The sequence below is a fragment of the Halobacillus litoralis genome (assembly GCF_009856445.1).
Lineage (GTDB): Bacteria > Bacillota > Bacilli > Bacillales > Halobacillaceae > Halobacillus > Halobacillus litoralis.
This window is the reverse complement of the sequence record NZ_WMFA01000006.1, coordinates 48,627-60,801: the sequence shown is the minus strand read 5'-3', so window position 1 is coordinate 60,801 and position 12,175 is coordinate 48,627. Positions and strand designations below refer to the sequence as shown.

General features: G+C 42.7%; 14 protein-coding genes. 10 read left to right on the top strand and 4 right to left on the bottom strand.

Going from position 1 to position 12,175, the window contains the following annotated elements; genetic code table 11:
- Positions 1–8 precede the first annotated feature (8 nt).
- Positions 9–620, bottom strand: a complete 612-nt coding sequence (locus GLW00_RS14655) for a TetR/AcrR family transcriptional regulator (RefSeq protein ID WP_160915321.1) — start codon at positions 618–620, stop codon at positions 9–11.
- 748 nt (positions 621–1,368) lie between these two features.
- Between GLW00_RS14655 and GLW00_RS14650 the strand changes: the two genes are divergently transcribed.
- Both GLW00_RS14650 and GLW00_RS14645 read left to right on the top strand, forming a co-directional pair.
- Entirely contained in the window at positions 1,369–2,931 is a 1,563-nt protein-coding gene (locus GLW00_RS14650; RefSeq protein WP_160915319.1) for a GNAT family N-acetyltransferase, read from the top strand.
- Between the two features lie 13 nt (positions 2,932–2,944).
- Positions 2,945–3,670 (top strand): SDR family oxidoreductase, encoded by a 726-nt coding sequence (locus GLW00_RS14645; protein ID WP_160915317.1) that lies wholly within the window; start codon positions 2,945–2,947, stop codon positions 3,668–3,670.
- Between the two features lie 55 nt (positions 3,671–3,725).
- On the opposite strand, the gene GLW00_RS14640 is transcribed toward GLW00_RS14645, so the two are convergent.
- Positions 3,726–3,962: a YhdB family protein gene (locus GLW00_RS14640; RefSeq protein WP_160915315.1), complete on the bottom strand. Its 237-nt coding sequence runs from the start codon at positions 3,960–3,962 to the stop codon at positions 3,726–3,728.
- A 184-nt stretch (positions 3,963–4,146) separates the two neighbouring features.
- Between GLW00_RS14640 and GLW00_RS14635 the strand changes: the two genes are divergently transcribed.
- Both GLW00_RS14635 and GLW00_RS14630 read left to right on the top strand, forming a co-directional pair.
- Entirely contained in the window at positions 4,147–4,617 is a 471-nt protein-coding gene (locus tag GLW00_RS14635) for a hypothetical protein (RefSeq protein WP_160915313.1), read from the top strand.
- Positions 4,618–4,742: 125 nt separating this feature from the next.
- On the top strand, positions 4,743–5,285 hold the full coding sequence (locus GLW00_RS14630) for a YhcN/YlaJ family sporulation lipoprotein (RefSeq protein WP_160915311.1): 543 nt from the start codon (positions 4,743–4,745) through the stop codon (positions 5,283–5,285).
- A 20-nt stretch (positions 5,286–5,305) separates the two neighbouring features.
- On the opposite strand, the gene GLW00_RS14625 is transcribed toward GLW00_RS14630, so the two are convergent.
- Entirely contained in the window at positions 5,306–6,019 is a 714-nt protein-coding gene (locus tag GLW00_RS14625; protein WP_160915309.1) for a class I SAM-dependent methyltransferase, read from the bottom strand.
- 205 nt (positions 6,020–6,224) lie between these two features.
- On the opposite strand from GLW00_RS14625, the gene GLW00_RS14620 reads away from it, so the two are divergent.
- The 6 genes from GLW00_RS14620 (at position 6,225) to GLW00_RS14595 (ending at position 11,423) form a co-directional block, all read left to right on the top strand.
- Positions 6,225–6,722 (top strand): GNAT family N-acetyltransferase, encoded by a 498-nt coding sequence (locus GLW00_RS14620; RefSeq protein ID WP_160915307.1) that lies wholly within the window; start codon positions 6,225–6,227, stop codon positions 6,720–6,722.
- Between the two features lie 82 nt (positions 6,723–6,804).
- Positions 6,805–8,214 (top strand): SpoVR family protein, encoded by a 1,410-nt coding sequence (locus GLW00_RS14615; RefSeq protein WP_160915305.1) that lies wholly within the window; start codon positions 6,805–6,807, stop codon positions 8,212–8,214.
- A 171-nt stretch (positions 8,215–8,385) separates the two neighbouring features.
- Positions 8,386–8,922, top strand: a complete 537-nt coding sequence (locus GLW00_RS14610) for a hypothetical protein (RefSeq protein WP_160915303.1) — start codon at positions 8,386–8,388, stop codon at positions 8,920–8,922.
- Between the two features lie 116 nt (positions 8,923–9,038).
- Positions 9,039–9,779 (top strand): UMP kinase, encoded by a 741-nt coding sequence (pyrH, locus tag GLW00_RS14605; protein ID WP_160915301.1) that lies wholly within the window; start codon positions 9,039–9,041, stop codon positions 9,777–9,779.
- 104 nt (positions 9,780–9,883) lie between these two features.
- Positions 9,884–10,774, top strand: coding sequence for a D-amino-acid transaminase (gene dat / locus GLW00_RS14600; protein WP_160915299.1), 891 nt, complete (start codon positions 9,884–9,886; stop codon positions 10,772–10,774).
- Positions 10,775–10,985: 211 nt separating this feature from the next.
- Positions 10,986–11,423, top strand: coding sequence for a hypothetical protein (locus tag GLW00_RS14595; RefSeq protein WP_160915297.1), 438 nt, complete (start codon positions 10,986–10,988; stop codon positions 11,421–11,423).
- 19 nt (positions 11,424–11,442) lie between these two features.
- On the opposite strand, the gene GLW00_RS14590 is transcribed toward GLW00_RS14595, so the two are convergent.
- Positions 11,443–12,078: a YczE/YyaS/YitT family protein gene (locus GLW00_RS14590; protein WP_160915295.1), complete on the bottom strand. Its 636-nt coding sequence runs from the start codon at positions 12,076–12,078 to the stop codon at positions 11,443–11,445.
- Positions 12,079–12,175 lie beyond the last annotated feature (97 nt).

The following is a 12,175-nucleotide window of genomic DNA, read 5'->3' as shown; positions in this document are numbered from 1 at the left end:
CCAATATTTTAGTCTTCGTGCAAATGTTCGTCTTGATTCCCCATAAGGCCATAGAAAAACATATGGGTGATCTCTTCACTTAATTCAGGTAAAGAATGATCGAAGAAATCTTCCTTCGAGCGCATCGCCTGGTAGTACATTTCTATATAAAACATAATGGATCGAAAAGAAATATCCGGATGAACGAAACCTTGCGTTTTTCCCTGTTCCACGAGTTCCATAAGTAAAGGAACCGCATCTTTTTGTGTGAAGGTATGAATCAGTTCTTGTAACTCAGGCTGGTCCCTCATCACGGTTTCAAGAAATCCAGGGTCCATATGGAGGATGTTTTCTTTTTTATCTTGAATTACAAAACGAATCTTATCCTTAAAGTCCATATCGTCATTGTGGACGACGTCCCGAAAACGGTCCAATCGTTCGTAAATGAATTTTTTTACCGTCTCGAATAGCAGTTCATCTTTACCGCCAAAATAATTATAAATGGTGACTTGAGAAACTTGTGCTTTTTTGGCAATTTCCTGGATGCTGACTTTCTGCACCCCATATTCTGAGAACAATTTCAGGGAGGCGTTCAAAATATTCTGCTTTTTGCGTTCTTTCCTTCTTTCAAATCCGTTCATTGTCTACACCTCTTCTTAAACCATCATACACGAAGTTATGAACCGATTCAATTCATACATTTCATTTCTGCACACACTTAATCCAACCATCCCTATTTCACTAACGCTCCCTTTAGTTGAAGACTCAGTTTCGAGATGTTTCCAGGGTTCGTTGCCTGGTTAAGCGTTAGGGGTGGCTGGGAAGCAACTCGCTTTCCTGTGGGGGAGTGGCGAGCTTCCTCGGACTACGTCCTGCGGGATCTCGCCGATCTCCTTTCTCCCACGGGAGTCTCGCAGCTTCCCAACCACCCCATTTGTGGAGAAGTGGAACGAACCCCTATACAGAAAGTGAGTGTCTCTTATTCCTCTATCCTAAGTAGGCATAAAACGCTCTATATCAATCCTTAAGTTCTGGCAGCCAGCAGTAGAAAATTTTATATGATTCATTTCGCTTCATTATTCCAGCTGATCTTTTAGAAGTGGTTTCGAGAATCATACTTGGTTAAGGGGCGGAGGGGAATGGCGAGACTCCTGCGGGAAGAAAGTGCTTGGTGAGACCCCACAGGACGCAGTCCGAGGAGGCTCACCGCGCTCCCGCGGAAAGCGAGTCATTCCCCGCAGCCCCCATCCACTCAACAAACGTCTCGAAACTGAGTCTTCCACAATCCTGCCATATAGTGGAATAACTTTATTAAAAACTAGACAAGAAGGATGGAGGTTGAGTACGATGAAAATGGTTGAACGATCATGATGAGGAGAGGAAGATAAAATGTCGAAGCTTGATCTGACTCAATATGAAAAGAAAATGATTGTTAGAAATATGCAGGATAAAGATATCGAACAGATATTTAAGTTACAAAAGGTTTGCTTTCCTGATATGGATCCATGGAAGAGGGAACACCTGGAGAGCCACTTGACACATTTTGCAGAAGGGCAGTTTGTCGTCGAGTTCGACGGGAAAATTATTGGAAGCTGTTCAAGTTTGATCGTGAATTTTGACGAATATGATGACAAACACACCTGGGATGACATTACAGATGAAGGGTATATAACCAATCATGACCCAGACGGGTACAATTTGTATGGAATTGAAGTGATGGTCCATCCTGAATACAGAGGTATGAAAATTGGAAGGCGTTTGTATGAAGCAAGGAAAGAATTAGCACGCGAGTTGAATTTGAAGAGCATCATTATCGGTGGCCGTATACCGAATTACCACAAGTATGAAGATGAAATGACGCCGCGTGAATATGTGGAGGAAGTTCGCAATCAAAACATTTATGATCCTGTCCTCACTTTCCAGATCATGAATGGCTTTACTGTCATGCGGATTAATCCAGACTATCTTCCGGATGACGAGCAGTCTTTAAAGTATGCGACGCTGATGGAATGGAATAATATAGATTATCGTGCCAGGACGAAGCGATATTTCAAGACAAGTCACCCAGTGAGAATCATGGTCATTCAATATATGATGAAAAATATCGATTCTTTCGAAGAGTTTGCGAAGCAATGCGAGTACTACGTAGATGTCGCCGCTGATTACGGCTCTGATTTTGCCGTATTCCCTGAAATCTTCACTACACAGCTCATGTCCTTTTTAGAAGAAAAAGTACCTTCTCAAGCGGTTCGTAAATTGAGTGGATACACCGAAGAATATATAGAAATGTTCACACATCTTGCTGTGAAGTACAATGTGAACATTATCGGCGGGTCTCATTTCGTAGAGGAAGAAGAGCAAATTTATAACATCTCTTATCTATTCAGACGTGACGGTACGATAGAAAAGCAATACAAAATTCATGTTACGCCGAACGAGCGGACTTGGTGGGGCATTCAGCCTGGAGATGCAGTCAAAGTTTTTGATACGGATTGTGGCAGGATTGCTATTCAAATTTGTTACGACATCCAGTTTCCTGAGCTCGCTCGCTATGCGGTCGATCAGGGAGCGAATATCATTTTCGTTCCGTTTTGTACAGATGACAGACAAGGGTACTTGCGCGTGCGATATTGCGCCCAGGCTCGTGCCGTTGAAAATCAGGTCTATACCGTTATTGCAGGTACAGTAGGGAACCTGACGCAAGTGGAGAATATGGATATTCAGTATGCACAATCAGGCATCTTTACGCCATCGGATTTTGAATTTGCCCGTGATGGGATTATTGGCGAGTGTAACCCAAATGTGGAAACAGTTGTTGTTGGAGATGTTGATTTAGAAATACTGAGAAGACAACGAAAATCAGGGACTGTCCGGCAGCTGCGGGATCGACGTCGGGATTTATTTGATCTTCGATTTAAATTAGACACAGAAGAAAAGCCAGAACGAACGTAAGGGAGGAAGTGTTGTGTTGGACAAACAAGTAGCTATTGTGACAGGAGCTTCTCGAGGAATTGGAAAAGAAATTGCGTTCCAACTCGCTGAAAAAGGAGCTTATTTAACGATTATAGGCAGTTCAGAAGAAATTCACCATACGAAGGAAAAACTAGAAAAGCAAGGGTTCACTAATGTTTTGGCCTATACTGCTGACGTGAGTGATGAGAACGAAATGGATCAGGTCGTGGAAGGAACGAAGAAAGCATATGGCAAAGTGGACATTCTTGTGAACAATGCAGGGATTGGAGACTTCAAGCCAATCGAAGAAGTGACTGTAGAAGAATGGCGTCGAACGTTTGATATTAATGTACAGGGCGTATTTCTTGCGACCAAAGCCGTTCTGCCTATCATGAAGTCACAAAAGTTCGGTACAATCATTACGGTCGCATCCGATGTCTCTCGTTATACAATTCCAGAAGGTGGAGCTTTATACACATCTACGAAATATGCGGTTCAAGGGTTTATGGGATCGCTTGCTCAAGAAGTAAGAAAAGATGGCATCCGGGCAGGTACCATTAATCCCGGAATGGTGGATACTTATTTCGCCAATGGGACTCAGGGAGACCCGGAAAAAGCAGAGTGGCTCAAGGTTCATGATATTGCTGAAGCTGTTGTATATATGGCGCTTGCACCGAAACATATGGTCATTGATGAAATGCATCTCCACCCGCTCATACAGGATTATCCGCGTGTATAAAAGGAAAACTAATGAAGACCGGGTCATCCATCAATTGGATGACCCGGTCTTTCTTTTATGTGAAAAAGTTTGGTTGTAGGGTGGTTGCTTGAGCGTGATCGATATAACTCAACAAAGCTTCGTGTGACTCCAGCATTTCGCTTTGTTTACTCGGATAGTAGGCCGAGTGAAGGAATGTTTCAATCTTTTTTGAAAGAAATTCATCCCTTGTGCGTACCATGAGGACGAGCAAATCGTCCCATTGCCCCCAAATCATGAAGTGCAGGGCTTTATCGTAATCATAGTGACTCATTGGATGACACTTCCTTTATGAAAGGAGTGGTCTTATTATCCCCGTGAGCGTTCCCCCTCAATCAGAGAGTTCGTCACAGTTCTGGGAATCCCGACACATTTTTGCTTTTTTCTTCCGCAAAGCATTGGAAATTTTGTTATGATAGTATGGAAAAGTTTTGCTTTTGACGGAAGGAGTTTTCGTGATGTCAGAAAAAAATCTTCTTTATGCAAATGTGGGGTGTGTCATTTTACTGGGTGTTTTATTATTCCTGAGCTTGGTAACAGCTGAAGCTGATGCCACCCAACAGGTGATGATTCTCATATCGGAAATCATCGGAGGAATAACCCTGGTTGTGGCCATTCTTTCTCTTTACTACATAAAAAGTGATCAAAAGTATCTCCCTCTCTCTATTTTATGTTTTTTAGCTCCCTGGTTGCTGTATGGAATTGGTTACGAAGTAGGTTTTGATGCGTCCACCCCTCATACGTGGATATGGTTTATCAGCTTGTATATGCTTCTCATTGCTGGCTTCATTTTTATTCGCATCGGTTATAAAAAAGTCGAAGGTCATTATAAGCTTGTTTCTGTTTTCCTTTTATTTATTAATGCTATTTTTTTCGTTTATTTAATTTTCATTCAAATATGGTGGAGTATCCCATTCCTGAATCGTTAATCCTCAGTTTTCTTAACTGGGGATTTTTTTGATGTTCACGCACTTTTCCTGTTTTTGTCAATCGCATATTTGCTTTTCAACCACACATACTAACCGTAAATATGGATGGAAGGAGGGTGAATATCATGAAAATCAAAGTATTAGCCATCGGTCTATTAGCAGCTGGATCTCTTGTGGCCTGTCAGGCAGAGCAAGAAGCTGGAGACAACGGCAACTACAACGGAGTGGAAAATACAAGCTTCGAGCGTACAGCAGATGACATGTCCGAAAATGGTCAAAAGGCGAACCAGTATGACAATGATCGCGGAATGGTTCATAACACGAATTATAAAGTGGCCAAAGATGCAGCCAACCGTATCGAAAAAAATGTAGATGGCGTAGATCGTGTTTACGTGTTGAAAACACGTGACAATGCCTATGTAGCTGCAGAGCTTGATAATCCAAAAGGAGACAAGAACGAAGTCTCTGATAAAATGGAAAAGCAAATTAAAAAAGCAGTCAAAGAATCAGATCAGGATATAAACAATGTTTACATTTCAACGAATCCAGATTTTGTTGACTTGACGAACAATTATGTAGAAGATGCTCAAAATGGTGAACCTGTCAGAGGATTTTTCCGTGAATTCGGAGAAATGGTTGACCGTATTTTCCCTGACCAACGCTCATAATAACGAAAAGCCAGGACCATTTATTTAGGTCCTGGCTTTTCAGCTTTTACAATAATGAAATTCGGTTTTGTTGAAACTTTATGGAATCCCTTTGGGTATACTTCTTTAAATTCAGGCGTAGGCTTTGGCTCTGAAAGTTGAATGAACCGGAAATGATCGGTTACCGCAGAAATGACCCTCTCAAGCGGCCGCCTATAAAAAGTCATCGGAACTTTTTCGCCGTTCACCGTCCATTCCTCCTGAAGTTGCTGGCAGGCAAAGTAAGTATCCACATCATGGTTCATATAATCCATAAACGGGTGATGGGTAGAGAAAAGGAGTGTTCCTCCTGGTTTTAATGTACGATAGAACTCCTGAAAAATGGGTGTCCAATCTTTTATGTAATGCAGTGTAAGTGAGCTGATAATGAAGTCAAAAGAGTCGTTTTCCATCGGTAAAGGATTCGACAAATCGTGAACAAAAGCCTGGATATTGGCATTTTCTGCTCGCCGCTTAGTTGCAGCAATCATGGAAGGACTGAGGTCAACCGCTGTTACATCTGCGCCGTGATCAGCCATGTAACGCGAATACCACCCTGCTGCACACCCAGCGTCCAAAACTTTTTTTTCTCGAAGTTCTGGAAGCAGGTCGATCATGGCGGGACGTTCGAGATAAGCATTGTAGGGCTTTCGGTCAACATCAAATTCATAATGCGCAGACAAATGCTCATAGGAGTGAAGGATCTTCTTTTTCATTTGAAAACTCCTTTCTGTTCTTGTGTCATTCAGTGTACCTCAAAAAAGGTTGTATCTCTAATGTTCAGGTTTGCTGACATGTTGGAGCCTTTTTAAAGTCCACCCCTTTTTAGATCAAAGTACTGGTGTCGCGCAGTTACACCTCTAAGAGAGTGGCGTTTGAGTGCCTTTCTTCTGATAGAATGAAGGAAAGGGGGCTTTAAAGATGATTAGAACAGCGGAGATCTGTGATGCAGCAGGCTATCGAAAACTCATGGAGAAACTGGAGTCGGAAACGGATTTTTTATTATTCGGTAATGGGGAAAGGAAAGCCACGAACGAACAGGTAGAAAAGTTGATTCAAAAGGTGGAGAAGGAAGAAAATTCTACGATCCTTCTTTCTGACTTACACGGAGGAATCAATGGGCATGTGACCGTTTTTGGCGGTGGAGCACCAAGGAGCATACATACAGCAAGTGTTATTACTGGAGTATTGAAGGACTTTCACGGTTTAGGAGTCGCTAAAGAGCTATTTCATCATCTTTTTGAATGGGCAGAACATCATGGAGTAACGAGGCTTGAACTTACGGTCATGGTTCATAATGAGAGAGCGGTCCATTTTTATGAACAGATGGGTTTTGAAAAAGAAGGAGTCAAGAGGCAGTCTCTGATCGTCAGCGGGAGGCCTGTGGATGAATATATCATGTCTAAAATTCTAGTGTAGGACAAGAAGATGGCCTGAACCTTCATGTTCGCTGCTTTCCCCTCATATAGTTAAATAAGCGAAATCGAAGGAGGGGGCATCTTTGAGACCAGATGACCAAAAGAAGCTCGAATATGCGATCAGAGAAATAACGGAAATCGCTAAAGGTTTCGGGCTTGATTTCTATCCAATGCGTTACGAAGTCTGTCCTGATGATATTATTTATACATTCGGAGCGTACGGGATGCCGACACGCTTTTCCCACTGGAGCTTTGGAAAGCAGTACTACAAGATGAAGCTGCAATATGACCTCGGATTAAGTAAGATTTATGAACTTGTCATCAATTCGAATCCTTGCTATGCCTTTTTATTGAATTCAAACAGTTTGATTCAGAATAAGCTGATTGTTGCCCATGTCCTGGCTCACTGTGATTTCTTTAAGAACAATGCCCGGTTCCAGAATACGAAGAGGGACATGGTGGAAAGTATGGCGGCGACAGCAGAAAGAATCGCTACCTACGATAAAATATATGGGAAACATGAAGTAGAGTCATTCCTCGATGCTGTTCTTGCCATTCAGGAACATATTGATCCATCTTTGGTCCGTCCTAAACTCGCCTGGTCCATGGACGAAGAAGAAAGTGAAGAAAAGCCGGTTCAAACCGAATATGATGATATTTGGAAGATTGATGAATCCTCCTCAGAAGAGCAGCCAAGGTTTAGGAAGAAAAAGAAATTCCCACCACGACCTGAGAAGGATTTGCTTCTTTTTATTGAACAGTACAGTCGTGAACTTGAGGATTGGCAGCGGGATATCCTGACGATGATGCGCGAAGAAATGTTGTATTTCTGGCCGCAGTTGGAAACGAAGATTATGAACGAAGGATGGGCATCCTACTGGCATGCGCGAATTTTACGGGAAATGGACTTAACAAGCGATGAGTCCATTGAGTTCGCTAAACTCAATGCGAGCGTTGTGCAGCCAAGTAAGACGCAGCTGAATCCGTATTACTTAGGGTTGAAGATTTTCGAGGACATTGAAGATCGTTATGACAACCCAACCGAGGAAATGATTAAACACGGTGTCGAACCCGGTTCAGGAAGAGAAAAAATGTTCGAGGTCCGTGAAATTGAATCCGATCAAAGCTTCATCCGTAACTATTTAACGAAAGAACTGGCCAGGAGAGAGGATTTATATCTGTTCCAGAAGCAAGGTCAAAAATATAAAATCACGGATAAAGATCATGAAGCCGTCCGGGATCAGCTTGTCACCATGAGGGTGAATGGTGGGTTCCCTTATATCACTGTGCAGGACGGTGATTACGTGAAGGCCGGAGAACTTTATTTGAAACACCATTTTGAAGACGTGGAACTCGATGTCGGATATTTGGAAAAAACATTGCCTTATGTGTATCAGCTGTGGGGACGAAATGTTCACATAGAAACGAAAGTCGAAGGACGGGATGTTGTTTTCAGCTATGGTGGTAAAAAAGTTCAGAAGAAATATCTATAGAATGCAGACTGCTCTTTAAATAATAAAGGGCAGTTTTTTTATTTGAGTAGGTCTGAGACTTAATAAGTAAGAAATCGACAAAACCTCTCCCTTCTTTTGACAACTTGGAGAAGAGGAATTTGGTATAATGACGGTAAGATTTACCTTCCTAATGCAAAAGAGGTGAGATGGATGAAAAAGGTGCGCGTGGCTATATACAGTTTGATCGCTGTATTGATTGCCGCTGTCATTTTTTATGTGGACAATAAGGAAGTCAACGCACTGAAAAACAACCAGAGCTATCCGATGGTGGAAGCTCCGAAACAACACCCTGAACCCATCACGGTTTCTTCTCAGGAAATCGGAGATACGAAAGTCCATTTGACCAGGCTCTACAGCCGCAACAATGCAAGCGGACTGTATCTTGGGATGTGGTATGGAGACCGAAATGCTGTAATGAGAAACAAGGAAGAAGATTGGCTGAGAGATAAAGGACATATCGAATTTTTAGTTAAAGCGGTCGATTCGAACGGCACGACGTATAATGGACATACGATTGGTACTAAGGAAGGAACGTTCACTACTTTTCGCTATATCCAATTTGATGACTTCCGATATGACAAAGACCTGGATGAGCTTGATTTGGCATTTTACCCTATGATGGATGATGGCAAGGAAGGCGCTCCGTACGAGCATCCCTGGCTGGAAACCACTGTGGAAGTGGAATGAATAAAGCTTGCCTGAGCATAAGATAGCATAGATAAGGTTGGTTTAATAATGAGCTTAGACACAGGTCTAGGCTCTTTTTTTCGAATAAACAATGGTCTATGAAAAGGGGACTCATAATGAGATATTCTCGTGTCTTGCTGAAAATTAGTGGTGGTGCCATGAAAGGGGACAGCAGGGACAGTTTCGACAATCAGCGACTGGAACATATTGCAAACGAAATCCTCTCGCTTCTTGATAGTGGATTGGAAGTTGCGGTCGTCGTCGGCGGAGGCAATATCTTCAGGGGCAGAACCGCAGAAGACTGGGGGATCGAGCGTGTGGAAGCTGATAATATTGGTACAATCGGTACGATTATTAACAGTCTGATGTTAAGGGGCGTGTTAAAGAAAAAGTCAAAAAAAGAAATAAGGGTCATGACTTCTATACCAGTCGCAAGCGTAGCAGAGCCTTATATACGTTTGAAGGCTTTGCACCACCTTGCTAAAGGTATGGTGGTCATTTTGGCAGGAGGGAACGGACAGCCGTTTGTGACGACCGATTATCCTGCGGTCCAAAGGGCCATTGAATTGAACTGTGATGCCATCCTTGTTGCAAAACAAGGCGTGGACGGTGTGTATACATCGGATCCTGCCAAACACAAAGGAGCACAAATGTATGGCCGTTTAAATTATGATGACATTCTTCTTCAAAACATCCAGATCATGGATCAGTCTGCTCTCATTCTTGCGCGGGATTTTAAGTTGCCCGTCCACATTTTTAATTTTGATCATCCGGGACTGATGGAGAGGGTTTGTAAAGGGACAGATGAGGGTACTCTCATTTCACATCGACCATCCAGGCTTCAAACTTTGGAATAGGTTGAACGCTCTCGTTTAAAAAGTTTTCAACGGAGGGTCCAACCCCGGCCTTTTTTCTGATAAACTATTCGTTAAACCTGGAGATGACTTGAGGAGGCGAAGTAATGACGATTCACGACCATATTTTGACAGAGAATGATTTTGTAAAGCAGGATACATTGAAGTACCCCTTCGAAGAACGAGGACTTCAGTTCGGTGATGGGATTTATGAAGTGATCCGTGTTTACAATGGAAACTACTACTTAATGGATGAACACATCGATCGGCTGTACCGTTCTGCGGCAGCTGTTAAAATTGATGTCCCTTACAAAAAGGAAGACATGTATGAGCGGCTGGAAGAACTGCTCAAGAAAAACGAAATCAGCGGAGATGCCAAAGTGTACTTGCAAATCACCAGAGGCTCTGCGCCGCGGGATCATGCTTTTCCTGATCAGACACAAGCAAACTTATATGCTTATGTGAAAGATCTTCCTCGTCCGATTTCATTCTTGCGTGAGGGCGTCAGTACCATTACTCATGAAGATGTGCGATGGGACTGGTGTTTCATTAAAAGTTTAAACTTGCTTCCGAATGTCCTTGCAAAACAGACGGCCAAAGAACATGAGTGTTACGAGGCCATCCTCCATAAAAATGGTGAAGTGACTGAATGCAGCTCTTCCAACGTCTACTTTGTGCGGCAGGGGAAAGTCTACACGCACCCGGCCAAGAAGAACATTCTACATGGATGTGTAAGGATGAGGGTGGAGGCTTTCTGCAAGAAAGAACAGATCGAGTTTATTGAAGAAGCCTTCCAGGTAGAGGATCTTGCTTATGCAGATGAACTATTTTTATCAAGCAGTACCTCAGAAATCATGCCGATATTAAAAGTTGACGGGCAAACGATTGGTGATGGCCTTCCTGGAGCTGTTACACGGAAACTGCAAAAGTGTTATGAAGCAGATGCTCACATTAATCAGGATGATTCTATCTTTACAAGTCAAACGGCAGCTGAATGATAGAAAGCCCGGAAGTCTGGACTTCCGGGCTTTTTCGTTACTTTTTATTGTGAAAGTATGAGCAGCATACCTGGCACCCATGAATCTCGTAGCGCAAGGTGCGTGATGTCACGAAGGCGAGTCATTTAAAAAGGAGGAACAAGCGGCATAATAAATAGAGAACTTTGGATATGCTATAATGCTAAGGAAAAGAGGAAAGGAGCGGTTTTTTATGGGTAATATAAAACTTGAAATGACAAAAGAACAATATGAAACACTGGTTGAAATGGTGTTTTTAGGGACATGGATGGTCAATTCGACAAAGTTAGAGCTGGATGAACAGTTCGAAGATGTAAGAGAGCTTGTGTTATCCAAATACAAGGAAGCGAATCTTGAGGACAAGATATCTTATCAGGGACAAATAGGTGTTCATGACCTTGATGTAGATTATGAATCGAAACTATTAGATACACACGTAGAAGAATACGATGAGTTCAGCTTCTGGGATAAGTTGGTTGAGAAACTTGCTGAAAAACAGATGACAGAAATCTACGGACCAATGGACGGAAAACTGACGGAAGAACAAATGGAAAAACGACTGGCTATTGAAGAAGACATTGGCCGGAAGCTTGAAGAGACAGGCGTGACGAAGCTCTCCTTTGATGAATAAAAAAAGCGTGATGATAGCATCACGCTTTTTGAGTCATTTTCTTTCTCGGTTCTGTCCACAGGGAAGCAATCGGCCTCGCCCACTGGAACGACCATTGAATGAGGGGTCCTAACAGCAAGGCGACGATTAATGTCCCAAAACCAACCGGGGCTCCGAGCAAAAACCCAATGAGAGCCATTCCGGATTCGGAGAAAATGCGCACCGTGCTTTTGGATTGATTTGTTTTTTCATTCATAATCATCATGAAGTGATCCAGAGGAATGCGGGGGAATGGAGTTCGTAAATAAACAGAGATTCCCACAGCTGTGGCTAAGAGGCCGAGCGAAAAAATGCCCCATTGCGCCCACCATGCTTCATACTCCATGTTCTCAAGCATTCCGTATAGGAAGATATCCAATGTTCTTCCGCGGATGATAATTGGGATTAATGATTCGAATTGGGGTCGTTTATGCTCCAACTTGGCATTAACAAGGAGAAGAATGACAAAAGCAACGATCATGACACTACCGACAGTTACAGGGAAATGCATGGATAGGCCGACAGCAATGCTGTCTCCTGGGCCCACTCCTAAACCGGATTGTATGATCAGCGCAAGGCCAAGACTTGAAACGACAAGTCCTGCCACATAGATGATAAACAGAAACAAATATTTCATAGGTAGACTCCTTTATGTGTCCACTTGTGCTCCGTTTATCATATCGTTTGGATTCTGGGATGTAAAGTTTCTGAACGGAGCGTTTGCTGATTGCACA

Coding starts and splice junctions, on each gene's coding strand:
- GLW00_RS14650 (WP_160915319.1), top strand. CDS start 1,369: ATGTCGAAGCTTGATCTGACTCAATATGAAAAGAAAATGATTGTTAGA.
- GLW00_RS14595 (WP_160915297.1), top strand. CDS start 10,986: ATGGGTAATATAAAACTTGAAATGACAAAAGAACAATATGAAACACTG.
- GLW00_RS14590 (WP_160915295.1), bottom strand. CDS start 12,078: ATGAAATATTTGTTTCTGTTTATCATCTATGTGGCAGGACTTGTCGTT.
- GLW00_RS14630 (WP_160915311.1), top strand. CDS start 4,743: ATGAAAATCAAAGTATTAGCCATCGGTCTATTAGCAGCTGGATCTCTT.
- GLW00_RS14625 (WP_160915309.1), bottom strand. CDS start 6,019: ATGAAAAAGAAGATCCTTCACTCCTATGAGCATTTGTCTGCGCATTAT.
- GLW00_RS14640 (WP_160915315.1), bottom strand. CDS start 3,962: ATGAGTCACTATGATTACGATAAAGCCCTGCACTTCATGATTTGGGGG.
- GLW00_RS14610 (WP_160915303.1), top strand. CDS start 8,386: ATGAAAAAGGTGCGCGTGGCTATATACAGTTTGATCGCTGTATTGATT.
- GLW00_RS14655 (WP_160915321.1), bottom strand. CDS start 620: ATGAACGGATTTGAAAGAAGGAAAGAACGCAAAAAGCAGAATATTTTG.
- dat (WP_160915299.1), top strand. CDS start 9,884: ATGACGATTCACGACCATATTTTGACAGAGAATGATTTTGTAAAGCAG.
- GLW00_RS14635 (WP_160915313.1), top strand. CDS start 4,147: ATGTCAGAAAAAAATCTTCTTTATGCAAATGTGGGGTGTGTCATTTTA.
- pyrH (WP_160915301.1), top strand. CDS start 9,039: ATGAGATATTCTCGTGTCTTGCTGAAAATTAGTGGTGGTGCCATGAAA.
- GLW00_RS14620 (WP_160915307.1), top strand. CDS start 6,225: ATGATTAGAACAGCGGAGATCTGTGATGCAGCAGGCTATCGAAAACTC.